21 protein-coding genes are annotated in these 24,368 nt (G+C 38.4%); all 21 read left to right on the top strand.

Translation table 11 applies throughout. The annotated features are described in order from the left end of the window. Complete coding sequence (locus Q0135_RS07370) at positions 1 to 786, top strand: aldolase/citrate lyase family protein (protein WP_297989538.1); 786 nt, start codon at positions 1 to 3, stop codon at positions 784 to 786. Then, entirely contained in the window at positions 783 to 1,712 is a 930-nt protein-coding gene (locus tag Q0135_RS07365; protein ID WP_297989537.1) for an NAD(P)-dependent oxidoreductase, read from the top strand. Before Q0135_RS07370 ends, Q0135_RS07365 begins: the two co-directional genes overlap by 4 nt. Continuing rightward, the gene (gene rfbH, locus Q0135_RS07360; protein WP_297989536.1) at positions 1,709 to 3,040 is read left to right on the top strand and encodes a lipopolysaccharide biosynthesis protein RfbH; all 1,332 of its coding nucleotides are present in this window, start codon (positions 1,709 to 1,711) and stop codon (positions 3,038 to 3,040) included. Before Q0135_RS07365 ends, rfbH begins: the two co-directional genes overlap by 4 nt. A gap of 140 nt (positions 3,041 to 3,180) precedes the next feature. Next, on the top strand, positions 3,181 to 4,317 hold the full coding sequence (gene wecB, locus Q0135_RS07355; RefSeq protein ID WP_297989535.1) for a non-hydrolyzing UDP-N-acetylglucosamine 2-epimerase: 1,137 nt from the start codon (positions 3,181 to 3,183) through the stop codon (positions 4,315 to 4,317). Further along, complete coding sequence (gene wecC, locus Q0135_RS07350) at positions 4,314 to 5,507, top strand: UDP-N-acetyl-D-mannosamine dehydrogenase (protein WP_297989534.1); 1,194 nt, start codon at positions 4,314 to 4,316, stop codon at positions 5,505 to 5,507. Before wecB ends, wecC begins: the two co-directional genes overlap by 4 nt. Continuing rightward, positions 5,504 to 6,463, top strand: coding sequence for a glycosyltransferase family 2 protein (locus Q0135_RS07345; RefSeq protein ID WP_297989533.1), 960 nt, complete (start codon positions 5,504 to 5,506; stop codon positions 6,461 to 6,463). The genes wecC and Q0135_RS07345 overlap by 4 nt, the downstream gene beginning before the upstream one ends. Then, positions 6,450 to 7,136: a class I SAM-dependent methyltransferase gene (locus Q0135_RS07340; protein WP_297989532.1), complete on the top strand. Its 687-nt coding sequence runs from the start codon at positions 6,450 to 6,452 to the stop codon at positions 7,134 to 7,136. Before Q0135_RS07345 ends, Q0135_RS07340 begins: the two co-directional genes overlap by 14 nt. Next, positions 7,085 to 7,540 carry a GtrA family protein gene (locus Q0135_RS11430; protein ID WP_367272148.1) on the top strand — a complete coding sequence of 152 codons (456 nt, stop codon included), beginning with the start codon at positions 7,085 to 7,087 and terminating at the stop codon, positions 7,538 to 7,540. The genes Q0135_RS07340 and Q0135_RS11430 overlap by 52 nt, the downstream gene beginning before the upstream one ends. Then, positions 7,533 to 8,663 (top strand): hypothetical protein, encoded by a 1,131-nt coding sequence (locus Q0135_RS07335; protein ID WP_297989531.1) that lies wholly within the window; start codon positions 7,533 to 7,535, stop codon positions 8,661 to 8,663. The genes Q0135_RS11430 and Q0135_RS07335 overlap by 8 nt, the downstream gene beginning before the upstream one ends. Continuing rightward, positions 8,660 to 10,789 carry a bi-domain-containing oxidoreductase gene (locus Q0135_RS07330; protein ID WP_297989530.1) on the top strand — a complete coding sequence of 710 codons (2,130 nt, stop codon included), beginning with the start codon at positions 8,660 to 8,662 and terminating at the stop codon, positions 10,787 to 10,789. Before Q0135_RS07335 ends, Q0135_RS07330 begins: the two co-directional genes overlap by 4 nt. Beyond that, positions 10,786 to 11,760, top strand: a complete 975-nt coding sequence (locus tag Q0135_RS07325; RefSeq protein WP_297989523.1) for a glycosyltransferase — start codon at positions 10,786 to 10,788, stop codon at positions 11,758 to 11,760. Before Q0135_RS07330 ends, Q0135_RS07325 begins: the two co-directional genes overlap by 4 nt. Beyond that, a complete protein-coding gene (locus tag Q0135_RS07320; RefSeq protein WP_297989521.1) occupies positions 11,754 to 12,440 on the top strand; it encodes a methyltransferase domain-containing protein in 687 nt (228 codons plus the stop codon). The genes Q0135_RS07325 and Q0135_RS07320 overlap by 7 nt, the downstream gene beginning before the upstream one ends. Then, positions 12,433 to 13,536, top strand: a complete 1,104-nt coding sequence (locus Q0135_RS07315; protein ID WP_297989520.1) for a hypothetical protein — start codon at positions 12,433 to 12,435, stop codon at positions 13,534 to 13,536. The genes Q0135_RS07320 and Q0135_RS07315 overlap by 8 nt, the downstream gene beginning before the upstream one ends. Continuing rightward, a complete protein-coding gene (locus tag Q0135_RS07310) occupies positions 13,526 to 14,224 on the top strand; it encodes a class I SAM-dependent methyltransferase (protein WP_297989518.1) in 699 nt (232 codons plus the stop codon). The genes Q0135_RS07315 and Q0135_RS07310 overlap by 11 nt, the downstream gene beginning before the upstream one ends. 106 nt (positions 14,225 to 14,330) lie before the next feature. Then, positions 14,331 to 15,620, top strand: coding sequence for a hypothetical protein (locus tag Q0135_RS07305; protein WP_297989517.1), 1,290 nt, complete (start codon positions 14,331 to 14,333; stop codon positions 15,618 to 15,620). After that, positions 15,620 to 17,701, top strand: coding sequence for an alginate lyase family protein (locus tag Q0135_RS07300; RefSeq protein ID WP_297989516.1), 2,082 nt, complete (start codon positions 15,620 to 15,622; stop codon positions 17,699 to 17,701). Before Q0135_RS07305 ends, Q0135_RS07300 begins: the two co-directional genes overlap by 1 nt. Further along, positions 17,694 to 18,842: a glycosyltransferase gene (locus Q0135_RS07295; protein ID WP_297989515.1), complete on the top strand. Its 1,149-nt coding sequence runs from the start codon at positions 17,694 to 17,696 to the stop codon at positions 18,840 to 18,842. The genes Q0135_RS07300 and Q0135_RS07295 overlap by 8 nt, the downstream gene beginning before the upstream one ends. Continuing rightward, positions 18,839 to 19,942, top strand: coding sequence for a glycosyltransferase (locus Q0135_RS07290; RefSeq protein WP_297989513.1), 1,104 nt, complete (start codon positions 18,839 to 18,841; stop codon positions 19,940 to 19,942). Before Q0135_RS07295 ends, Q0135_RS07290 begins: the two co-directional genes overlap by 4 nt. Then, entirely contained in the window at positions 19,939 to 21,063 is a 1,125-nt protein-coding gene (locus tag Q0135_RS07285) for a glycosyltransferase family 4 protein (RefSeq protein WP_297989511.1), read from the top strand. The genes Q0135_RS07290 and Q0135_RS07285 overlap by 4 nt, the downstream gene beginning before the upstream one ends. Further along, positions 21,056 to 22,420, top strand: a complete 1,365-nt coding sequence (locus Q0135_RS07280; protein ID WP_297989509.1) for a mannose-1-phosphate guanylyltransferase/mannose-6-phosphate isomerase — start codon at positions 21,056 to 21,058, stop codon at positions 22,418 to 22,420. Before Q0135_RS07285 ends, Q0135_RS07280 begins: the two co-directional genes overlap by 8 nt. Before the next feature lies 1 nt (position 22,421). Continuing rightward, positions 22,422 to 23,732, top strand: a complete 1,311-nt coding sequence (locus Q0135_RS07275) for a sugar transferase (protein WP_297989507.1) — start codon at positions 22,422 to 22,424, stop codon at positions 23,730 to 23,732. Positions 23,733 to 24,368: the final 636 nt, after the last annotated feature.

Raw genomic sequence — 24,368 nt, 5'->3', positions numbered from 1 at the left:
ATGAATGTTTTAGAATACGAGATGATCGATATTCTTAAAAGACTTAAAGACGAATACGGTGTTTTTGAGATCAAAGCAGAGTACGAGAATGAAGGTAGCAGGCAAGAAGAGCTTTGTAGGCTAAAGGATATTACTTCTAAAATTGATCTGCCTATTATTATGAAGATTGGTGGCGTAGAAGCTGTTACCGATATGTATAATGCTATCACGCTTGGCGTAAAAGGGATCGTAGCTCCGATGGCGGAGACAAAATTTGCCGTTAGTAAGTTCGTGGGCGCTATAAATACCTTTGTAGCAGAAGATAACCGTAATGATATAGAATTCGCGATTAATGTAGAAACCATAACATGCTATGAGAATTTAGACGATATTTTATCTTTAGAAAATATCAATACATTAACCGGCATAACGATAGGTAGGGTCGATTTTACTGGTTCGATGGGCAAAAATAGGGATTTTGCAGATAGCGATGAGATGTTAAAATATTGCGAAGATATTTACACTAAAGCAAGGGCCAAAGGACTAAAATGCGGTCTAGGCGGAGCCATATCCGCGAAGTCGTGCGATTTTATTAAATATCTCATTTCCAAAGGACTGCTTGATAAATACGAAACGCGAAAGATTGTCTATCATAAAGACGCCATAAATAATATGGAGGCTGGAATTTTAGCCGGTGTGGAATTTGAATTAGCCTGGCTTAAGAGCAAGCGTAGGTATTATCACAGAATCAAGTCCGAGGATGAGAAGAGAATCGAAATGCTTGAAAAAAGGCTAAGTAACAGATGAATCTTTTCATCACGGGCGGTAGCGGTTTTATCGGGTCGCATCTAAAAAAGCGTCTTGCGCTAAATGGAAATTTTAACGTTTTTGCTCCAAAAAGTAGCGAGCTAAATTTGACTGACGAAAGCGTAGTTGACGATTTTGTCCGTGCGCATAAAATCGATACTATCGTCCATCTTGCCAATCGTGGCGGCGGTCGAGATACGCTGGATATGACAAATGTGACTGAGTATAATTTGCGGATTTTTTTCAATATTGCTAAGCAAAAAAATAAGGTTGCAAAGATCATATCATTTGGAAGCGGTGCGGAATACGGAAAACACAAGCCGATAATAAATGCTCGCGAGGATGATTATAAAAAGGCGCTTCCGCTTGATGAATACGGTTTTTACAAAGCTATCACATCGCATTATATTGAGGATTGCGCGGATAACATTATCCAACTTCGTTTATTTGGAATTTACGGCGAAATGGAGAATTACCGCTATAAATTTATTACAAATGCCGTAGTAAAAAACCTACTGCACCTACCCATCACGATCAATCAAAACGTATTTTTTGATTACATGTATGTCGATGACCTGTTAAACGTAGTGGAATTTTATATAGAAAATGACGCGCAACATAAAATTTACAACGCAAGCAGTGGGACAAAAATCGATCTACTTAGTCTAGCTGCGCTAGTAAATGAGGCGAGCGATTTTAAATCCGAGATAATCGCGCTAAATGAAGGGCTGAATAACGAATACACTTCCGACAATAGCCTATTAAAATCCGAAATGAAAGATAAATTCAAGCTTACGCCGCATTCGGAAGCGATCGGTAAAATTCATAAATATTTTAAGCAAAATTTTACTAGCCTAGACTTAGATACCATCAAAAAAGACCCATATTTGGGAAAGATCAATGAAATTTGGAAAGGCAAGAAATGACCCCTCAAGAATTAAAACAAGAAATTTTAGAAAAAACGAAAGAGTATTATAGGCTGGTTCATGAGCCGGTGCAGAGAGCTAAATTTGAACCCGGCAAAAGCCGTGTGAATTACGCAGGTAGAGTCTTTGATGAGCACGAAATGGTAAATTTAGTAGATAGTTCGCTTGATTTCTGGCTCACATACGGCACATATTCTAAAAAATTTGAAAAGGAATTTGCCAAAATGCTTGGCGTAAAATGGGCGTTTTTAGTAAATAGCGGAAGTAGCGCAAATTTGCTTGCATTTTTTGCGCTTACCTCGCCGCTTCTAAAAGAGCGCCGCATAAAGAAGGGAGATGAAGTTATAACCGTAGCGGCAGGTTTTCCTACGACAGTTGCACCTATCGTGCAATACGGTGCCGTTCCAGTTTTTGTAGATATGGAGCTTGAGTATTTTAACATAGACCATACGAAGCTTGAGCTTGCGCTTAGTCCAAAAACGAAAGCCGTCATGGTAGCTCACACCCTAGGAAATCCTTTTAATATAAAAACCGTGAAGGAATTTTGCGATAAGCACGATTTGTGGCTTATCGAGGATAACTGCGACGCACTGGGCTCGCTGTATGATGGTAAGCCTACTGGTACATGGGGAGATATAGGTACGAGCAGCTTCTACCCGCCCCATCATATGACGATGGGCGAGGGGGGTGCTACATACACAAACAATCCGCTGCTTAAAAAAATTATGCTAAGTATGCGCGATTGGGGGCGCGACTGTTGGTGCGAGAGCGGCGTGGATAATACTTGCGGCAGGCGCTTTTCGCAGAAATTCGGTGAGCTGCCGCTCGGGTACGATCATAAATATGTTTATTCGCACTTCGGATTTAATTTAAAAGCCTCCGATATGCAAGCTGCCGTGGGTTGTGCGCAGATAGAGAAATTCCCTAGTTTCGTGCAGCGTCGTAGGCAAAATTTTAAAAAGCTTTATGATGGCTTAAAAGATATAAAGGAGCTTATTTTAGTTAAAACTCAGCCGCATTCCGAGCCTAGCTGGTTTGGCTTTATGATGACGATTGCGGACGGGGTAAAATTTAGTAGAAATGAGCTTAGTGAGCATCTAGAGAAGGTGGGCGTGCAAACAAGAAATTTATTTGCGGGCAATATGATCAAGCACCCGTTATTTGCAGATCTTAAACGCGGGGTAGATTATAAAATTTCAGGCGAGCTAAAAAATACCGATAAGATAATGAACGATAGTTTCTGGGTAGGCGTATATCCCGGTATGAGTGATGAGAAGATAGAGTATATTATAAAAACGGTTAGGGGATTCGTATCTACTAGAAGCTAAAATATAAATCATATCAAAATTTTAAAGTGCTATATGCAATATAAATAGTACTACATTATTTGGTTAAGCGCCGATATAGCAAAATTTAATTAAAATTACGGCGATAAATTTGGTTAAAAAATCGATATTTAGGGAAGTTTATGACGAAAAGAAAAATTTTAATAGTATTTGGAACGCGCCCGGAAGCCATTAAGATGGCTCTGTTGATAAAAGAATTTCAAAAGCACGCGGAATTTGAAGTGAAGGTTTGCGTTACGGCGCAGCACAGGCAGATGCTCGATCAGGTTTTGGAATTCTTTGAGATCAAACCCGATTTTGATCTAAATTTAATGAAGCAAGGGCAGGATCTGTACGATATTACGTCAGGCGTTTTGCTTGGTATGCGCGATGTATTTGGCGAATATACCCCAGACATTGTGTTTGTGCATGGAGATACTACTACTACTTATGCCGTTTCTTTAGCGGCGTATTATCAAAAGATCGACGTGGCACATGTCGAAGCTGGACTTAGGACGCATAATATCTATTCACCGTTTCCTGAAGAGATAAATAGGCAGATGACGGGGCTCATCGCTAAATATCACTTCGCGCCGACTGCCGACGCAAGAGATAATCTATTAAAAGAAGACAAAGATTCAAAAAATATAATCGTTAGCGGCAACACTGTCATAGACGCACTTTTGTGGACGATAGATAAAATCGAAAACGACGAGCTGCTAAAAAATAAAATTTTATCCTTTATAAATTCCAAATATAAGCTTAGTGATAGAAAATTTATTCTCGTTACAGGACACAGACGAGAGAATTTCGGAGAAGGCTTTGTTAATATTTGTGAGGCTTTACGTGAAATAGCGCTAAAAAATGAAAATATCGACATCGTTTACCCCGTGCATTTAAATCCAAATGTAAGAAAGCCTGTAGGAGAAATTTTATCGGGCATTTCGAATATATTTTTAATTGATCCGTTAGAGTATGATAGTTTCGTCTATCTTATGAGCAAGTCATATATGATAGTAACAGATAGCGGCGGCATCCAAGAGGAGGCGCCGAGCCTTTGCAAGCCCGTTTTAGTTATCAGAGAAACTACCGAAAGACCTGAAGGGATAAGAGCAGGATGCGTTAAGCTTATCGGCACCAAGCGCGAAAATATAATAAAAGAGGTGCAAAAATTATTAAATTTAAAAGATAAATATGATAAAATGAGTAAAAGTGTAAGTCCGTATGGCGACGGTAAAGCTTGCAAAAAAATACTGGAATTTTTAAAAGGAATATTATGAAAAAAGTTTGCATCTTAGGTCTTGGGTATATAGGGCTACCGACGGCGGCGCTTTTGGCAAATAGGGGTTATAAAATCCACGGCGTTGATATAGTACAGAGCGTCGTAGATACGATCAATCAGGGCAAAATTCATATCGTAGAGCAAAGGCTTGGGGAGCTTGTAAAAAAATCAGTAGAAAGCGGAAATTTCAAAGCAGACGTTAAGCCTGATTTCGCAGACGTTTTTATCATAGCTGTTCCGACCCCTTTTCGCGACGGATACGTGCCAAATATCGATTATGTCATAAGTGCGGCAAAATCTATAATACCATATGTAAAAGACGATAATATGGTCGTTTTAGAATCCACTTCACCTATAGGTACTACCGAAAAGATAGGCGAAATTTTAAAAAATGGCGGTGTTGATATTTCTAAAATTTATATCGCTCATTGCCCGGAGAGAGTTTTGCCAGGTAAAATTTTAAAAGAGCTTACGCAAAACGATAGAATCGTGGGCGGAACTACAAAGATTGCTACTAAAAAGATAGCAGAATTTTATAGGGAATTCGTAGAAGGCGAGGTTTTACAGACCGATGCGAAAACCGCAGAGATGTCAAAGCTTACCGAGAATTCTTTCCGCGACGTAAACATAGCCTTTGCAAACGAACTTAGCATTTTATGCGATAAATTCGGCATTGACATCTGGGAGCTTATCTCGCTAGCAAATCGTCATCCGCGAGTTAATATTTTAAGCCCGGGCTGCGGCGTAGGCGGGCACTGCATAGCGGTCGATCCGTGGTTTATAGTGCACGCGGGCGGCTACGAAGCAAGGCTGATCAAATCTGCAAGAGAGGTCAATGATCACAAAGCCGAGTGGTGTATTGAAAAAATCAAAAACGCCGCCTTAAAATTTGAGCTGCAAAACGGCAGAAAGCCTAAAGTCGCGTGCATGGGGCTTGCTTTTAAGCCCGACATCGACGATTTGCGGGAGTCGCCTGCGCTAAATATAACCAGACGCCTGATCGCAGACGGCGTCGATGTGATCGCTGTAGAGCCTAATATCAAGGCTCACAAAGATTTTGAGATAGTGGATTATAAAAAGGCTATTGAAATTTCGGATATTATCGTATTTTTAGTCGGGCATAAGGAATTTAAAGGACTAAAAATAGAAAAAGAAGTTTTGGATTTTTGCGGAGTTTTTGCAAAATGAGAGAGGTTCCAAAATTAGCAGTTATTGTTCCATGTTATAATGAAGAACAGGTCTTGTATGAAACTACAAAAAGACTAAGTGTGGTGTTAGAAGACTTGATTAGTAAAAATAAAATTAAGAAGGATAGTTTTATTTTATATATAGATGATGGTAGTGGAGATAATACGTGGAATATAGTTAAATATGTAGGTAGACAGTATTCGCTTGTTAAGGGGATTAGGCTTTCTAAAAATCAAGGTCATCAAAATGCTCTTTTGGCGGGAATGGAATATGTAGAACATAAATGTGATTGCTTAATTTCTATTGATGCAGATTTGCAACAAGATGAAAAGTCTATGATACATTTTACTGATTCTTACGTGAATGGATGCGATGTTGTACTCGGCATCAGGAACGATAGAATGTGCGATTCTTTTTTTAAAAGAGCAACTGCATTAGGCTTTTATAAATTAATGAATTTAATGGGGGTGGATATTATTAAAAACCATGCGGACTATAGATTGCTTAGTAGTAAGGCCATTAGAATGCTGCTTAGTTTTAAGGAAGTCAATTTATTTTTGAGAGGGCTTGTTCTTTTAATTGGATTAAAAACAGAGTATATATATTTTGATGTTAAAGACAGGTATGCAGGCAAATCAAAATATACATTAAAAAAGATGTTTGCCTTTGCATGGGACGGTATAACTTCATTTAGCGTGGTTCCTTTAAGATTGATAACGCTAATAGGCTTTATCGTTTTTTTTGTTAGCTTGATAATGGGTGGGAGTGTGTTATATTCTGTTATTGCTAATAAAACGGTGCAAGGATGGGCCTCTACTGTTTTACCTATATACTTTATGGGAGGAATTCAACTTATGTGTCTTGGTGTAATTGGTGAATACATAGGTAAAATCTATAAAGAAACAAAAAGAAGACCACGATATTTTATAGAGGATATTATTGATGAAAAAAGTTAATTTTGATGAGTACAGTAAAGACTATGATGCTATAATGCAAAACCAACATAAGAATTTTGGTGATATAAAATATTACGCAGAATATAAGATAAAAATATTAAGTAATATAGTAAAAAGAGATAATCAAAATTTAAAAATATTAGAATATGGCTGTGGTATAGGTAGAAATTTGCCGTATATAGCAAGAGTATTTCGCAAATCGTCTATTTTTGGATTTGATATCTCAAAAGAAAGTTTGGAAATAGCCAAGCAAAATAATAAAGAGATATCAATTATAGAATCTGAAGAAAAGTTAATGAGATATAATGGTTGTTTTGATGTAATTTTTATAGCAGGTGTATATCACCATATAGAACCAAGTCTGCGCAATGATATTACATTAAACATATTTAAATTAGCTGCCGATAATTGTGATGTTATAGTTTTTGAGCATAATCCGTATAATCCGCTTACAAGGTATATGGTATCTACGTGTGAATTTGACAATGATGCAGTTTTGCTATCAAAAAGGGAATTACAAACTATTTTTATGCAGGCCGGATTTAAAAAGAATGCAAGCGCCTATACACTATTTTTCCCACCTATTTTAAAACGCCTTTCCTTTTTGGAAAAATTTATTAAATGGCTTCCACTAGGCGGCCAGTATTATATCTCTGTCAAAAAGCATATTTGATGTGCTACGATATTTCACTATTGAAGTACTTGTGTGTAGGCGCCATCAACTCCGTATTTGGATATGTTATAATTTTTATTTTACTCTATGTTGGGGTAGTTGCAGAAATAAGCAATTTTATCGGCTATTTTATTTCGATATTTATATCGTTCTATTTAAATAAATATTTTAGTTTTAACGATAAAACGAAGAATAATTTACAAATATTTAAATTTATAGTTTCAATGGGGATTTCGTACGCTTCTAATCTAGTTGTCATGTCCTTCTCTTATCGATTTCTTGATATAAATGTGTATATTAGTCAAATATTTGGAGGTTTTATATATTTCTTCATAGGATATTTGCTGTCTAAAAAATGGGTTTTCCATAGTGATCCAAGAAAAAAGGCTATGTTAAATGATTAAAACTATTATGGGAGAAAGGATAAGCGATATAAAATGCGCAATTGATGGCGTTGATAAAACAGGGTCTATAGGAATTGCATATTATAACTATGGTTTTGATAACCTGTCACGAGGAGGGGATGATAAAGGTTTATATTATTTTGCACAGATTATGTATAAAATTTTTAACTTAAATGTAGAAGAAATCATTATTGTATTTCATGTTTTATTTATTGGATTTGGTTTTTTGATATTTTGTGTAGGCTGGTTTTTGTTTCTAAAAAAAAGACTGAGCAAATTTATTTCGGTAGTAGTAACTTTAATACTTACTTGTCTAGTTTATAAAGTAGGTGATGTTTATATAGTATTTTATTTTATGTCATCTTTTATCCCTATTTTTTTATATTTAATGAATAATAATAAAGTAATCAGTATAATACTTGCACTATTTATTTTATCTGCTTTTTCTGCAATATCAAATTCAATACGCTCCTATTCTTTTGTTCCAACTATACTTTTTATAGTTGTATATTTGATTATAAATTCAAAAATATCAAAAAGATATTTTTATATATTTTTTATAGTTGCTACTTTATTATTTGCCAATATTCTCCATATAATATATGAAAAAAGTGTTAATTATAATTTGTTGGAGCTCAATCAAAATGCTAATTTAAATACTAAACATGCTTTTTGGCATTCTGTATATGTTGGTTTAGGATATGTGGATAACGAGTATATACCGCGCTATCTTGACGAGGTAGCTATGCAAAAGGTTTATTCGATAGATCCTAGTATTGGGTATTTATCAAAAGAGTATGAAGAGGTATTAAAAAATGAAACATTTAAATTTATTAAAGAACATAAGATGATTGCGATACAAAATTTTGGGGCAAAATTCGGTGTTATGCTTTTATATTTTTTGATTTTTTCAAATATCGGATTTTATTGTTTTTGTGCCTCACTAAATAAAAAGAAAAAAGAATTTCTTATTCCGTGCTTATGCGCACTGGGCTTTAATTCGATTTTTGGATTTTTGGTTATACCTTCTATAGAGTATCTAATAGGATTTATATCGTTTAGCGTAATTTTCGCAATCTATTATATAGATAATTATATCAATGAAAAAGGGTTTTCAACGTGATACAAGCAATAGTTAAAAAAGGTAAGGTTTTAGCAGAGCAGATCCCTGCTCCAAGCGTTTCAAGGGGATGCGTTCTTATAAAAGTAGTAAATAGCTGCATATCGGCGGGCACCGAGATAAGCGGCGTATCAAATAGCGGTAAAAGCCTAATCAGAAGGGCTTTGGAGCAACCGGAGAACGTAAAAAAAGTCATCAATATGGTGAAATCCGACGGCATAGCCAGCGTCTATGCGAAGGTAAAAGGTAAGCTTGATAGCGGAAATCCTACTGGCTATTCGCTTAGCGGCGTCGTCATAGCGGTCGGAGAGGGCGTTTCAAATTTTGAAATCGGTGAGCGCGTCGCTGCAGCCGGTGCAGGGCTTGCGAATCACGCAGAATACGTAGACGTGCCTAAAAATTTAGTTATGAAAATGCCGCAGGATATGGACTTTGAGCGGGCTTGCACCGTGACGCTAGGCGGCATAGCGATGCAAGGCGTTAGGCGGATCGATCTGAGGCTGGGCGAGACCTGCGTAGTCGTGGGAGCTGGGATATTAGGGCTTCTTGCGGTACAGATGCTTAAAATTTCAGGCGTGAGGGTTGCTGTCAGCGATTTTGACGATAGGCGCTTGCAGATAGCTAAGCAGTACGGCGCTGAGCTCGTCATAAACCCGTCAAAAGACGATTTATTAGACGTCGTTGCGTCTTGGAGCGGCGGATACGGCGCCGATGGAGTGCTATTTACCGCTGCTACGAGCAGCAGCGAGCCGCTATCGCAAAGCTTCCAGATGTGCAAGAAAAAGGGCAGAGTGGTGCTTGTAGGCGTTGCCGGCATGCAGATAAATAGAGAGGATATGTATAAAAAGGAGCTTGATTTCCTCATCTCCACATCCTATGGCCCCGGTCGCTACGACAAGAGCTACGAAGAGCAGGGGCTTGATTATCCGTTTAGCTACGTAAGATGGACCGAAAATCGAAACATGAGCGAGTATCTAAGGCTGGTAAATGAAAATTTGATCAAGCTGGATAAGCTCATAGACGCAAAATATCCTATCGAGCAGGTAACGGAGGCGTTTGAGTCGCTACAGACTTCGCAGAATAAGCCGCTTATGGTTTTGCTTGATTACGGCGAGGCAAATTTAGCCGAGCTTGATAGCTATCTAAATCACGATAAAAAAATCATCATAAGTTCCGCGCCAGTAAACAGGGATGTGATAAACGTAGCGTTCGTCGGAGTCGGCGGATTTGCTACCGGGATGCACCTGCCTAATATCTCAAAGCTTGCGGATAAATATAAAATTTACGCGATCATGAACCGAAGCGGACATAAGGCAAAGGCGGTGGCTCAGCAATATGGAGCAAGCTACGCTACTTCAAATTTAGACGATATTTTAAACGATAAAAACGTTGATCTGGTGATCATCTCCACAAGGCACGATAGCCATGCGGAGCTTACTCTAAAGGCGCTTGAAGCGGGCAAAAACGTATTTGTAGAAAAGCCGCTTGCGACGAATAAAGATGAGCTGGAAAAGATAAAGAAATTTTACGAAGGGGAAGGCGACAAGCCCCTTTTATTCGTGGGATTTAACAGGCGATTTAGCGCTTATGCGCAGGAGATAAAAAAGCATACGAGCGCTAGAATAAATCCGATGATAATTAGATATAGAATGAACGCGGGCTACATACCGATGGATCACTGGGTGCATGAAAACGGCGGTAGAATGGTGGGCGAAGCGTGCCACATAATAGATCTGATGACGGCGCTAACGGGTAGCGAAGTAGAGAGCGTATTTTCGCAAGCTATCACGCCGAGTAATGAAAAATATAGCGCCGAGGACAATAAATCCATCGTCTTAAAATATAAAGACGGCTCGGTGGCAAATATCGAGTATTTCGCAAATGGCAGCAAGGAGCTAAGCAAGGAATTTATGGAGATCCACTTCGACGGCAAGAGCATCGTTTTGGACGATTATAAAAGCCTAAAAGGATACGGAGTGGGCTTGAAAGAAATTTCAACGAGCGTAAGCCAAAAGGGGCAGCTTGAAGAGCTCGAGGCGCTATTTGGGGCTCTAAAAGGCAGCAAAAAAAACTGGCCGATAGAGCTTTGGGATATGGTGCAGACGACGGAGATTTCGTTTTTGATATGAGTTCGTTAGTGCAAGATAGGCTTAAAAAATACGATAAAGTTTTAATAATCGGACCGTATCCGCCTCCTCTTGGCGGAGTGTCGGTTTATATTTATAGGCTTAGTAAGTCGCTAGATAATTCGCAAGTATTTGATGTGTCCAAAAATAGTTTTAAAAAATATATCGATTTGTTTGCAGTATTGTGTAGGACAAAATTTCGAGCTATAAATATCCACTCGTTTAGCATAACGATAGCTTTTATGCTTATGATTGCTAGACTTTTTAAAAATTTTGATTTAATTGCCACTAGCCATAATCCAAGGTTGTTTGAAGAGTCTTCTAAATTTAAGGCATTGGTTTATAGGGTTTTTTTTCATTACGTAGATGTTTTGGTGGTAGTTAATAAACATATTTTAGACGATTACAAAAGTAGAGATTTGCATATTCCAAAAAGCATTATAATCGAGCATGCTTTTTTGCCGCCGCCGTTAGAGGAGGAAGATAAAATTTTAGCTACCTACCCAGAATCTTTTTACGATTTTATAAAAAGTAAGACGCGAATAATAACGGCAAACGCATTTCAAATATCTTTTTATAAAAATACCGACCTATACGGACTTGATATGTGCATAGAACTTACGGCTAAGCTAAAAAACGTATATCCAAATTTGGGATTTGTTTTCGCACTAGCAAACGAAAAGGTTAATACGGAGTATATAGATAAAATGCATCTGCGTATAAAAGAGTTAAATTTAGAGGAAAATTTTTATTTTCTGACTGGGCAAAAAGAGCTTTGGCCTATATTTAAAAAGGCTAGTTTAATGATAAGACCTACGAATACCGATGGCGATGCCCTTAGCATTAGAGAGGCTTTATATTTTAAATGCCCTGCGATAGCTAGTGATGTATGTGATAGGCCAGAGGGAACAATTTTGTTTAAAAATAGAAATTTAGATGATTTATGTGATAAAGTAAAGGACGTTTTATGTTAGATAATGTGATTTTTAGAAAAGATGAAATAATAAAAATATGTTGTGATAAAAAAGTTTTACACCTAGGATTTATACAGCATAAGTTGTATGAACAAAAAATCAAATCCAACGATTGGCTTCATAGTAAAATTGCAGAAGTTGCTAGCTCCTTGGTCGGTTTCGATTATTTGCAAGAAGATGTAGAAATTTTGAAAGATAAATACGGATATATTGCATATTACGCAGATGTTACTCAACTGGATAAGCTTGAATATCAAGATAAATTTGATATTGTGGTATGTGGAGAACTGATTGAGCATATTGAAAATCCTGGCCTAATGCTGGATGGTATAAAAAGGTTTATGCATGATGAATCATTATTAATCATCACTACGCCAAATCCTTGGTCTAATGAGCGTATTAGACTAATAAAGTCTGGAAAGCTCGAAAATTTATGGTTAAATAAAGAGCATGTTTGTTGGTATAGCTTTGAGACATTAAAGCAATTATTGGACAGAAAAGGATATGTGGAGAAAAAATATGACTATTATTACTCAGAAAACAAAAATATGTTTTTTAAGACAAAATCCTTTTTAGATTATATTAAAATTTTGAAAAGAATATTAGTATACCGGTTCACTAAAAGACAAAATTATGACGGTCTATTTTTTATTGCTAAAGCAAAGAGTAGAGATGATTAGTAAAGCGAAATGGTTTTTAGATAAAACCTCCCCCATTATTTTCGGCATAGACGATATTACAAATTCAAAATGTCAGTCACGTTTTTTAAGAGAGCAATGTGATTGCGGTTATCTTGGATTAGGTGATGGAGGTCTATACAATTATTTTGTAAACTATTTATTAAATAAATATCCGGAAATTAGAGTTACATATTTTTTGGTAATGAATTCGCACTCAACATATTTAGATAACGGTAAAACTGGATCTATATACAATAATGATGATTTTTTAAAGCTATTAAATTCTATTCTTGGTAGATCTGATGAGATAGCATACCATGGACATAATCATGGATATTCAAATGCTACATTGATGGATAGAAAATGGTGCAGAGAATTTGAGCAGTATTCTCCGAGCGAATATTTTAATATTATAAAAAACGATTTAGATCTTTTCAAAAAAACATTTGGCTACCAAATTTTGGGAGGAAGGACTCCGTGCTATAGTTTCAGAGAGGATTTGGTTGGAGGACTAATTGACTTAAAATTTCGTTGGTGGTCCTTTGACTTTAAGCCTTTTACCAATAACATTTCTTTGAAGTATGGCGATAATAAAATTATAAAAATGCCGTCAAATATAAGCGGTGATGCTTTTATATATGGAGGAAATGCAATAAAAAGTAAAATTAAACACTTGCTAAATATCGTAAAGATAGAAAAAATGATGAAAAGTAGATATGCGATTAGTATAGCGGAGCATTTTATGAATGCTAGACCAGATGGAAAGAGGCAAACACCAAATGTTTATGATGATATAAATTCTTTAGATTTTCTCTTTGGCTATTTAAGGAATAAAGATGTTTGGTATGCTACTTTTAGCGAATGTGCTAATTATTACGAGAGCTATAATAATACCGATATTTTAGATATGGGAGACGGAGTGTTTGAAATAAGATATAAAGGTAATTGGAAAATGCTTCTAACATTTATCTCGAAGCATAGGTACTTAGAAAACATACAAACTAAAGAAATTTATGAAGGCTTTATGAAAAATAATAGATGGCTTTTTAATGATTTGGTCGAAGGAACATATAGGGGACATAAAGATGTATTTTGACAGACATTTTTCTTTGATTACCGGATATAGATTCTTGTTAAAAGACGTTATAAAATATATAGCGACAATAGATTCTTTTTTTGATTCTAAGTATAAAATTTTAGATATAGGTTGCGGAAAAAAACCATATAAGAAATTACTAAAAAAATCTGATTACGTAGGTCTTGATGTGTGTGAATGCGAATATGCAAATCCGGATATAATAGGTAGCTCTGAAAATATCCCTTGCGAGAATGATAATTTTGATGCAATTATGACAGTTTTTGTTTTAGATGATTCTTTTTATATTAAGAAGACTTTTTATGAAATTTCAAGAGTGCTTAAAGATGGTGGGTATTATTTTGCTCTTGAAGCGCAAAATGCAAGCATACATAATCCCCCCTTTGATTTTTTTAGATTTGCTCCAAATGCCATGATTAAGCTAGCAAAAAAAGTGAATTTAGAACTTATAAGATATGATACATATGGTGGAGATTTTGCAAACGTAGGCTTTTGTTTTATATCAATTATACGAAATACACTAAGTAGTCTCAGGATAGAACCCTTTTTGGGTCCTATATTTTACTTGCCGATAAACGTAATTTTTAGACTTTTAGATCTAATAGGTAGATTAAAGGTATTTAAAAATAAATATAAAAATAATTCCTTGGGGTATTTCTATGTTTTTAAGAAAGTAGAGAATGCTTAAAAGGTTTCTTAAGACGATATCTTTATATACTATTTTTTTGATGATTGAAAAAATTTTATCTGTACTATTTTTTTCATATATTGCTCATACTTTAAGCATGAATGATATGGGTGCATATGGACTGTACATGACTATATATGTATTTTTATCTTTTTTACTATCGCTAGAATTTAAATCCGGATACGCAAGATATTACTACGAATATTCTACAGAAGAATCCAGATATAAATTATTTTGCGGCATCGTTAATGTTACATTTCTTTCTCATGTAATTATGGGTATATTGTTATTGTGTATTATAAATTATTTTAATTTATTGAGTTGGAAAATTTTTATTGCTTTGTCTATTTTGTCATTTTCTGATAGCATGATATATCTTATACAGTATCAAAAAAGGTTGGAAGAAAAGGATATGCAATATGGAGTAATTATAATTAGTAAGATACTCTTAACAATTATATTTTATTTTATTATAAAAAATTACGATATAGGGGGTAATGCGATCAATATAATATATGCTATGTTGTTTTCTAGCACAGTTGTCTCCCTGGTTAGTTATTTTAGCTTTTTTATTAAAGGTTGGCTGTTTGGCGTAAATTATCACATCATAAAAAATTCCTTTTTATTTTCCATAAAAATTGCGCCCGGTATTGTCGGGTCATACCTATCATCATTAAGCCCGCAATTTATCATTGATAAAGTTTTTTTAAATAGAGAATTTAATGGAATTTTTTCGGTTTATCAAAAAATCGCATCAACTATTTATATTATGTTTGATCCGCTTTATATAGTTTTTTCTCAGAGAGTCCTTAAATTTTATAAGGAAAAAAATTTTATCGGAATCTATAAGATGATGCTTAATATAATTTTTAACGGATATGGATTTATGATGTGCATTTTTATTTTGGGCTCATATTATGCCGTATATATATTTGCGGGAGAGAAATATATAGAGTATCAGCACTTCCTATTCATATTTTTATTCAGCGGATATTGCACATTGATTTCGAGAATTCTTGAATTAAATATTCAGATTTCTGGGAAAAGTCATTATTTTTCTTATTTGGAGATATTTGTAGGAGCGCTAAGCGTATCTTCTCTTTTGTTTTGTGCATATTATTTTGATTTTTACTTCTTTATATATTGTATAGCGGTTATTTCATTTTTTAGATTCGTTGTATATATGATAGTTTCCAAAAAAATATATCCAAAATTATTTTTAGGGTATTTTTATTATTTGTTATTTTTATTCTTTCCTAGTATAATTTATATATTTAAAATATTTAACATGCTATCGGAAGTTTTATTATTTCTATTAACTCTGATTTTTTATAGCTGGTTGGCTATTAGGGCAATCAAAGAATACAAAAGCTGTCCGCGTATAGGGAAAGCATAATGTTATATTATCTAAAGCGACTATATTCTACTCCATTTCGCATAGTTTTGATAAAGCTATTTAATAAAATAACTGTTTTTTTAAATAACTTTATCAAACGTCGCATTGATTTTATAAATAAAAATACTCACATAAATTTTAACGTTCCGACCATAAAAACTAGCTATATAAATATAAAAAATTTAGATGTATCAAATATCGATCCGGATGCCGCAAAATATCTATCTAAAATGTACATTGAGCATAAATTTGATCTGCTCGGTAGCGGCTGGGTAAAAAATAGCTATGATAGCGCGGCGCTCGGGCTTGAGGGCTACAAATACGATATGAATGTCACAGCGCCCGCGAATGTGCCAGAGGGCTACGAGCCGATCGATTGGCAGAAGGATTTCAAAAGCGGCTTTCGGTGGAGCGAAAAAAAATGGTACAAAGATCAACGCATAGCCCATAAGCCCGGCAGCGATATAAAGGTGCCGTGGGAGCTTGCGAGGTTGCAGCATCTGCCGCAGCTTGCTATTTTTGCGATGGCGGATCCGAGTTTAAAGGAGCAAAATTTAAAGGAATTTAAAAACCAAATTTTAGATTTTATCCGCAACAATCCGCCTCGAATGGGCGTAAACTGGACCTGTACGATGGATGTGGGAATTAGAGTTGCCAATATGCTGGCTGCTTACGATATGTTTTGCCAGATGGATGAGGGCGGAATTTTGGATCAAAATTTCAGGCAGACCTTTTCAAATAGCATCTATGAGCACGCTCTCCATATCGTAAATAATCTGGAATATTCGCCGCATCTTACATCAAATCACTATCTAAGCGACATCGTGGGCCTGCTGTTTGCGTGCGCGTATTTGGACGGCGGCGAGACAGACGCGTGGCTGGCGTTTGCCGTGCAAGAAGTAATTAGCGAAATGAAAAAGGAATTTTACGAAGACGGCGGAAATTTCGAGAGTTCTACGAGCTATCACCGCCTAAGCGGCGAGCTAATGGCGTATGCTACGGCTCTGATACTGGGTCTAAAAAGCGAGAAAATTTCGTCGCTAAAAAATTACGACGCAAAGCTTTGGCGTAAAAAACCAGAACTCTTGCCTCTAGAGGAGCAGGAATTTAAAATTTTGGACGGTAAAATCGCGCTGCCGCAGTGGTTTGTGGACAGGCTGTATAAAATCGGCAGATTTACCGCAGACATTACAAAGCCAAACGGTGAAGTGCCGCAATTCGGCGATAACGACAGCGGTAGATTTTTCAAATTTAGCCCAAACGGCGAGTTTTTGAGCAACGAACGAGCCGCGCGAAAATATCTAAATTTAAGCGGCTTTGAGGGCAGCGACGAGCCCTTTTGGGACGAAAATATCTTAAACCACTCCACGCTAATTAGCTGTATGGGCGGAATTTTCGATGATGAGATATTTAAAAATGATATGCGCTTTGAGAGGAGTTTTGCGAGAGCTCTTGCGGGGCGCACGCTGCAAGTGGGCGATAAAACATACAAAAGACAGGTCGCCTCGGGCGTGAAATTCGGTGAACTGCCGCACCGAAAAAGTATGGAATTTAAAATTCCATATTCGCAAGAGATCAAAAATATATTTTATCCAGACAGCAGGATTTTTATCTTTAAATCAGATAAATTTTACCTCGCCGTCTGCGCTACGCCGCTCGGGCAAAGGGGTCACGGCGGGCATACGCACAACGACAAACTGAGCTACGAGTTGTGGATAGATGGTCGTGACATAGCGAGGGATCCCGGTACCTATCTTTATACTCCGATCCCCGGCAGGAGGAATGAATTTAGAAGTGTCAAGGCACACAACGTGCCGATTATAGGCGATTTGGAACAAAATAGTTGGGGTGAGGGGGCGATAGGACTATTTGGAATGTTTGCGGAGTGTAGATGCGAAGTGGCGGATTTCGGAGAAAATTTTATAAGCCTAGCCGCAGAATACAAGGGCGTAAAAATTATTAGAAAATTTGAGATAAAAGAGGGCGGGCTGGAGGTTATTGATATGGCAAACAGGGAATTTTATTATAGTAAATTTGAGTTTTATTCAAATGGGTATGGAAGGTTGATGAAAAATGTCTAAAAAAGTTTTAATGGCTGTTGCGAATTACTATACTTCGCCGTTTCAGGTCGGCAGTCATCATTATGCTAGAGCGTTTAAAAAGCTAGGATATGAGGTTCTTTTTATCTCAAATCCTATCTCGCCGATACATAAAATTTTTGCAAATAGTAGCGAATTAAAAGAGCGGGAAAGGATTTATAACAAAGGAGGCGAAAGTGCGGGGGGCATTTTTTATTATGTTCCACATTCTCTTTTTACACCTCAAAATAGACCATTTTTATCGTCAAATTTTGTTTTAAATAATTGGCAAAATTTTACGTATCCAAATTTATTAAATTTTATAAAGAAGCGGGGTTTTGGCGAAGTTGATATATTGTGGTTCGATAGCCCATTGTTTGGTTTTTTGCTAGATACCATAACTTATAAAAAATCGATTTTAAGGATAGCTGATTACTCAAAAGGCTTCGGCGCGGTTTCGGACACACAGTTTGACGCCGAGATAAAGATCGCGAATAAGGTAAATGCAGTCATTTATACGGCGAAAAATTTAAAAGAAAAATACGATCAAATAAAAGATAAATCTAAAATGCACTATCTGCCGAATGGTATCGATTTGGATTTTTTTAGGACCGCCGATAGGTCTTTGCCGCAGGAGCTTGAAGATATCTCTGAGCCTAGGGTAATTTACGTAGGGGCAATACACGATTGGTTTGATGTGGATTTAGTGTATTATTGCGCTAAAAATTTGCCAAATTATAGTTTTATTATAATAGGTCCGGAGCAAAAAGATCTATCCTTGCTTAGGAAGCTAAAAAACGTGCATATTTTGGGAGCTATATCGTATAATAAAATTCCTGCGTTTTTATATAATTCGCAGGTGGGTATAATTCCTTTTAATGTTAAGGATTATCCTGATTTAGTAAATAGTATAAATCCGCTAAAGATGTATGAGTATCTAGCTTGCGGATTAAAAGTTGTTAGCGTAGAGTGGGAGCAGATTAAGGATATGGCTAATTATGTACATTTTGCGGGAGATAAAGAGGAGTTTTTAAGCTGTATTTCAAACAAAGAAGAGAGACGAGCTCTTGATCTGGAAAAAATGACGTGGCTAGGCAGACTTAAGGAGTTGCTTGCCAGTTTGCCACCGAAGAAAGAAAAATGAAAATTTTATTTATTACGCTTAGAGCTGATCACGGAGGAGGGCCAAAACACGTCGATCTGCTTATAAATAATTTATCCAGCGAGATAGAGATATACCTTGCTTGTCCGCAAGATAGGCCTTATTATGATCTGTGGAACGAGTCAAAAAAGGTTAAAGATATATTTGCTCTGCCGCATAGGAAATTTAGCGTAAAAAAGCTCCTTGGACTGAATAAATTCATAAAAGATAAAGATGTAAAAATAATTCATTCTCACGGTAAGGGTGCTGGCATCTATTCGCGGATACTTAAAATTTTAAATCCAAGGCTAAAAATAGTCCACACTTTACACGGCGTTCATATCGGAGAATACGGTTTTTTGAAAAGAAATGCATATATTTTTTTAGAGCGATTTTTAGCACTATTTACCGATAAATTTATAAATGTCTCAAATAGCGAAAATAGCGTTTGTTTAAAGCTTAAATTATTTAAAAAAAGCAAGAGCGAGGTCGTATATAACGGCATAAAAGCTCTTTTAAAAGACGATAATGCCAAGATAAAATTTGATCTGTCAGGCAAAAAGGTAGTTACCATTATTTCAAGATTTGAATATCAAAAAAATATGAGTTTGGCGTACGAGATAGCCAAAAATTTTAAAGATAATTCAAACATCGTTTTTTTGTGGCTCGGGGACGGCAACGATAGGGCAAAATTTGAATCTATGGCGCAAAAAGACGGCGCAAATATAATCTTTACGGGCTTTACCGACGAAGTGCCCGCGTATCTATCCGCTACGGATGTCTATCTGTCTACTTCCAGGTGGGAGGGGCTACCTTATGCGCTCATAGAGGCGCAGTCGCTCGGTATCCCGATAGTGGCGACAAACGTCGTGGGAAATAACGAAGTCGTAGAAAACGGCAAAAGCGGATTTTTGTTTGAGGACGCACAGCAGGCGTGCCGAGATATAGAAATTTTATTAAACGATGAGAAAATATACGGTAAAATGCAAGCCGAAGCGTTGCTAAATTTTAAAGATAAATTTGATATCGGCGTTATGATTCGTAAAGTGGAAAAGATTTACGAGCAGATATTTGAAAATAGATCAACTAGGGAGTCGCAATGAAAAAAGCCCTTATCCACGACTGGTTTAGCACCTATGCGGGTGCAGAAAAATGCGTTGAGAGTTTTACTAATATCTGGGATGATTTTGAAATTTACAGCCTCATCGACTTTTTAAAGGGTGCCGATCGAGATAAAATTTTAAAAGGCAAGCACGCTCACACGAGCTTTATCCAGAAGCTGCCCTTTGCAAAGGACAAATACCGCAACTACTTGCCACTATTTCCGCTCGCGATCGAGCAGTTTGATCTAAGTGGCTATGACGTCGTGCTATCTAGCTCACATGCTGTCGCAAAGGGGGTGCTGACGCACTCAAATCAGCTTCACATCGCATATGTGCACACGCCGATCCGCTACGCATGGGATCTGTATCATCAGTACTTGCGCGAAAGCGGGCTGGATCGCGGTCTAAAGGGCGTGCTGGCAAAGTATTTTTTACATAAAATTAGGCTTTGGGACGCGAGCACCGCAAACCGCGTGGATCACTACGTCGCAAACAGCCGCTACATCGCGCGCCGTATCAAAAAAACATACGGCAAGCCCAGCGACGTCATCTATCCGCCCGTGGACGTGGATAAATTTACGCTGCGTGAAACCAAAGAGGAATTTTACCTCACCGCCTCGCGCATGGTCCCGTATAAAAAGATCGATCTCATCGTAGAGGCGTTTTCGCAGACGGATAAAAAACTGTTAGTCATCGGCGACGGGCCCGATATGGCAAAAATCAAGTCAAAAGCGGGTAAAAATGTTGAGCTTCTGGGCTTTGCTAGCGATGAAACGATGACGGATCTAATGGGGCGGGCAAAGGCGTTTGTTTTTGCCGCTGAGGAGGACTTCGGCATTACGCCGGTGGAGGCGCAGGCATGCGGTACGCCGGTGATCTGCTTCGGGCGTGGCGGCGCCCGCGAGACGGTGCGCGATGGCGAGAGCGGACTGTATTTTATGGAGCAAAATGCAAGGGGACTGCTCGCCGCCGTAGCTAAATTTGAGCAAAATTATGATAAATTTGAGCCTGTAAAAATCAGAGAAAATTCTTTAAAATTTTCGCGCGCGCGCTTTGAGGCTGAGATCAAAAGCTACGTCGAGAAAAAATATGATGAATTTAAGGATGGCCTAAATGACTAATATAATCCTAAGCGGCGGCAGCGGCACGAGGCTGTGGCCCATCAGCCGCACGCTTATGCCCAAGCAGTTCGTGCGCCTCTTTGACGACCGCTCGCTTTTTATGATGAGCTACGAGCGAAACTCTCCGCTATGCGAGAGCACGCTCGTCGTCTCGAACGAGCAGCAGTATTTTTTGGCGCTCGATCAGCTTGAGGCCTTGGGCGCGCGCGGCGTAAAATTTCTTCTCGAGCCCGTCGGCAGAAACACGGCTCCTGCGATCGCGCTTGCGTGTTTGAGCTTAAAGGTCGAGGAGATCGTTTTCGTAACGCCGAGCGATCATCTAATTAGAAATGAGACGGCGTATAAAAACAGCGTCTTGCGCGCGCGCGAGCTTGCAAAACAGGGGTTTTTGGTGACGTTTGGTATCAAGCCCACGGAGGCAAATACGGGCTACGGCTATATCGAAGCAAGCGGCGAGGACGTGTTAAAATTTCACGAAAAGCCTGAGCTTGTGGCGGCGCAAAGCTACATAGCGGCGGGGAATTTTTACTGGAACAGCGGCATGTTTATGTTTAAAGCTGGCGTATTTTTAAGCGAGTTAAAGGCGTACAGCCCCGAAATTTACGAAGCCTGCGTTCGCACGCACGAAAATTCTAACGCGGGAAATCCGATTAGAATTAAACTAGGCGATATGCAAGAGATCCCTGCAGATAGCATCGACTACGCGGTTATGGAGCATACGAGCCTTGCTAAAGTCGTGCCCGCAGATATCGGCTGGAGCGATCTGGGAAGCTTCGATAGTTTAGACGCCGAACTGCCTAAAGACGCGAACGGCAACACTGCAAGCGAGCAAAATATCGCTCTAAATTCCAAAAACAATCTCATCATCGGCTCGGGCCGCACGATAGCCGCCATAGACGTCGAGGATCTCGCTATCGTCGATACCAAAGACGCCCTGCTCATATGCAAAAAAGGCTCTACCCAAAAGGTAAAGCAGGTGGTAGGGCGGCTCGGAGATAGCGATCTGGCGCGCGTGCATGTAACGACGCACCGCCCGTGGGGTAGCTACACGGTGCTCGAAGATGAGCGCGGCTACAAGATCAAGCGCATCGTCGTAAAGCCCGGCAAGCGACTATCTCTGCAGAAGCACTATCATCGCAACGAGCACTGGATCGTCGTTAGCGGCACTGCGACCGTGACCGTGGGCGAGCGGAATTTCTTGCTGCGCGAGAATGAATCGACATTCATTAGAATGGGTGAGGTCCACCGCCTCGCAAACGAGGGCAAAATTCCCGTCGTGCTAATCGAAGCTCAAGTCGGCAGCTACACCGGCGAGGACGATATCGTGCGCCTGCAAGATGATTTTAATAGGAGCTAGGATGAAAAAGCAACTCTGCGTTTTGATAATCTTGGCGGTCGATATTTTCGGCATCTGGCTTTGCTTCGGGCTTGCTGTGGTGCTTAAAAATCTGCTTTACGGCGATAGCGTACTGCTGGACATCGGCAGGTATCAGGGCTTTGCGCCGTCCTACGTCATAATGATATTTTTGTTTTTCTATCAGGGGATATATTCGAGGCGGTATGATTTTTGGCACGAGAGTAGAATTTTAGTAAAAAGCTGCTTCTTGGGGCTTTTGCTAAGTCTCGCGCTGCTTGCTTTAATCAAAGTCAATTATGAATTTTCGCGCGCCAGCTTTATTTTGAGCTTTGCCTTTATGGCGGTGGTTTTGCCGATTTTTAAGCTCATAACGAAAAGGAAGCTTTTTAAATTTGGATTATGGCGAAAGAGGGCGAAAATTTTAGGCGAGGGCGAGGAGTTTGAAAGCGCTGTTTTAGGAAGCGCATATCTTGGGTATGTAAGAGCGCTAGGCAGGGATTACGACGTACTATTTATCGGTGGAAGCAGGCTCGAAGCAAGCGCCTTAAACGAGCTCATCGAGAGCAACATCAGGGAAAATAAAGAAATTTTATTCACCCCCGTGCTGCGTTCATACGACTTCACGCAGACCTATATTTACAGCGTTTTTGCATCACGCACCAGCCTCTTTGCGATACGAAATTCTCTGAAAAGTCCTCTAAATTTAGCGCTTAAACGCGGGCTTGATTTGGCGCTAATTTTCTTAGCGCTTCCTTTGCTGGTACCGATTTTCGGCGTAATCGCGCTGATGATGAAGCTAAAAGAACCGGACGGGCGCATATTTTTTTCGCATCAAAGAATGGGATTCGGCGGTAAGCCGTTTGGATGCCTGAAATTTCGCTCGATGAAAGAAAACGGGGACGAAATTTTAGCTCAGTATCTAAAGCAAAATCCGCAAGAGGTGGAGTATTTTGAAAAATATCACAAATACGAGCACGATCCGCGGATCACGAAGCTGGGCGATTTTTTGCGCAGAAGTTCGCTCGATGAGCTTCCGCAGCTGATCAACGTCCTAAAGGGCGAAATGAGCATCGTAGGTCCTCGCCCGTGCGCGCAATACGAGCGCAAGGATATGGGCGAATACGCAGATCTCATACTCGCCGTCAAGCCCGGTATTACGGGGCTTTGGCAGGTGAGCGGGCGCAGCGACGTGGATTTTGCGACCAGGGCGGGCATGGATACGTGGTATATGAAAAACTGGTCAATCTGGAACGACATCGTTATTATCTTAAAAACCTTCAAAGTCGTTTTGGCGCGCGAAGGAGTAAGTTGATCGGTTATCGAGTCCTTAAGACAGGTTCTTTTTTGAGATAAATTTTAAATTTAATACAGTGCTTCGATCGAGATATTAGAATCGCTCGAGACTAAATTTGCCACTATTTAAATCATATATAACAATACAAGTGCGCGGCAATAGCTAGGAATTTGCGGCGTAAAATTTGAAATTTTGAAATTTCATCGCATGTTTGCGTAAAATAAGACTACGCGAAAATGATGGCGAATTTAATGCGGACAACTTTAATATCTAGTATCTAGGAAAAAGTATTAGCGTTAATCGTATTGTTTAAGTACACATAAAAATGTGGCGCTATCCGTTAAATTTTACTTTTGCTTTCCGCTTCTGCTCGAATACTACGACGTAAAATTTACGCAAAGCGGATGAATTTTATCCTCGCTTCCGCACCGCTCTTTCTAAAATTCTAAATCGCCCATTGCAAAAAGCTGAGTTTTAAAATTTGGGCAGTTTGCAGATAAAATTTTGATCTGTTTGAGGGATAGGGGGATAGCGTCCGGTAAAATAGACAATGGAAATGAGCTATTCGGTAATCATACCATCTCAAATACTACTTACGAATAAAAGGCGACCAATGGATATGAGGCTTTAAAGGCATATGATCTAAATGGCGAC

Origin of the sequence: uncultured Campylobacter sp. (assembly GCF_937981295.1) — a bacterium.
In the GTDB taxonomy this organism is placed as follows: Bacteria; Campylobacterota; Campylobacteria; order Campylobacterales; family Campylobacteraceae; genus Campylobacter_B.
Note: the sequence above shows the minus strand (reverse complement) of the source record. Positions and strands in the feature narration are given on the sequence as shown.

Bases quoted from the DNA above. Each gene is read 5' to 3' on its own strand.
- Q0135_RS07370 (WP_297989538.1), top strand. From the start codon at position 1: ATGAATGTTTTAGAATACGAGATGATCGATATTCTTAAAAGACTTAAA.
- Q0135_RS07365 (WP_297989537.1), top strand. From the start codon at position 783: ATGAATCTTTTCATCACGGGCGGTAGCGGTTTTATCGGGTCGCATCTA.
- rfbH (WP_297989536.1), top strand. From the start codon at position 1,709: ATGACCCCTCAAGAATTAAAACAAGAAATTTTAGAAAAAACGAAAGAG.
- wecB (WP_297989535.1), top strand. From the start codon at position 3,181: ATGACGAAAAGAAAAATTTTAATAGTATTTGGAACGCGCCCGGAAGCC.
- wecC (WP_297989534.1), top strand. From the start codon at position 4,314: ATGAAAAAAGTTTGCATCTTAGGTCTTGGGTATATAGGGCTACCGACG.
- Q0135_RS07345 (WP_297989533.1), top strand. From the start codon at position 5,504: ATGAGAGAGGTTCCAAAATTAGCAGTTATTGTTCCATGTTATAATGAA.
- Q0135_RS07340 (WP_297989532.1), top strand. From the start codon at position 6,450: ATGAAAAAAGTTAATTTTGATGAGTACAGTAAAGACTATGATGCTATA.
- Q0135_RS11430 (WP_367272148.1), top strand. From the start codon at position 7,085: ATGGCTTCCACTAGGCGGCCAGTATTATATCTCTGTCAAAAAGCATAT.
- Q0135_RS07335 (WP_297989531.1), top strand. From the start codon at position 7,533: ATGATTAAAACTATTATGGGAGAAAGGATAAGCGATATAAAATGCGCA.
- Q0135_RS07325 (WP_297989523.1), top strand. From the start codon at position 10,786: ATGAGTTCGTTAGTGCAAGATAGGCTTAAAAAATACGATAAAGTTTTA.
- Q0135_RS07320 (WP_297989521.1), top strand. From the start codon at position 11,754: ATGTTAGATAATGTGATTTTTAGAAAAGATGAAATAATAAAAATATGT.
- Q0135_RS07315 (WP_297989520.1), top strand. From the start codon at position 12,433: ATGATTAGTAAAGCGAAATGGTTTTTAGATAAAACCTCCCCCATTATT.
- Q0135_RS07310 (WP_297989518.1), top strand. From the start codon at position 13,526: ATGTATTTTGACAGACATTTTTCTTTGATTACCGGATATAGATTCTTG.
- Q0135_RS07305 (WP_297989517.1), top strand. From the start codon at position 14,331: ATGGGTGCATATGGACTGTACATGACTATATATGTATTTTTATCTTTT.
- Q0135_RS07300 (WP_297989516.1), top strand. From the start codon at position 15,620: ATGTTATATTATCTAAAGCGACTATATTCTACTCCATTTCGCATAGTT.
- Q0135_RS07295 (WP_297989515.1), top strand. From the start codon at position 17,694: ATGTCTAAAAAAGTTTTAATGGCTGTTGCGAATTACTATACTTCGCCG.
- Q0135_RS07290 (WP_297989513.1), top strand. From the start codon at position 18,839: ATGAAAATTTTATTTATTACGCTTAGAGCTGATCACGGAGGAGGGCCA.
- Q0135_RS07285 (WP_297989511.1), top strand. From the start codon at position 19,939: ATGAAAAAAGCCCTTATCCACGACTGGTTTAGCACCTATGCGGGTGCA.
- Q0135_RS07280 (WP_297989509.1), top strand. From the start codon at position 21,056: ATGACTAATATAATCCTAAGCGGCGGCAGCGGCACGAGGCTGTGGCCC.
- Q0135_RS07275 (WP_297989507.1), top strand. From the start codon at position 22,422: ATGAAAAAGCAACTCTGCGTTTTGATAATCTTGGCGGTCGATATTTTC.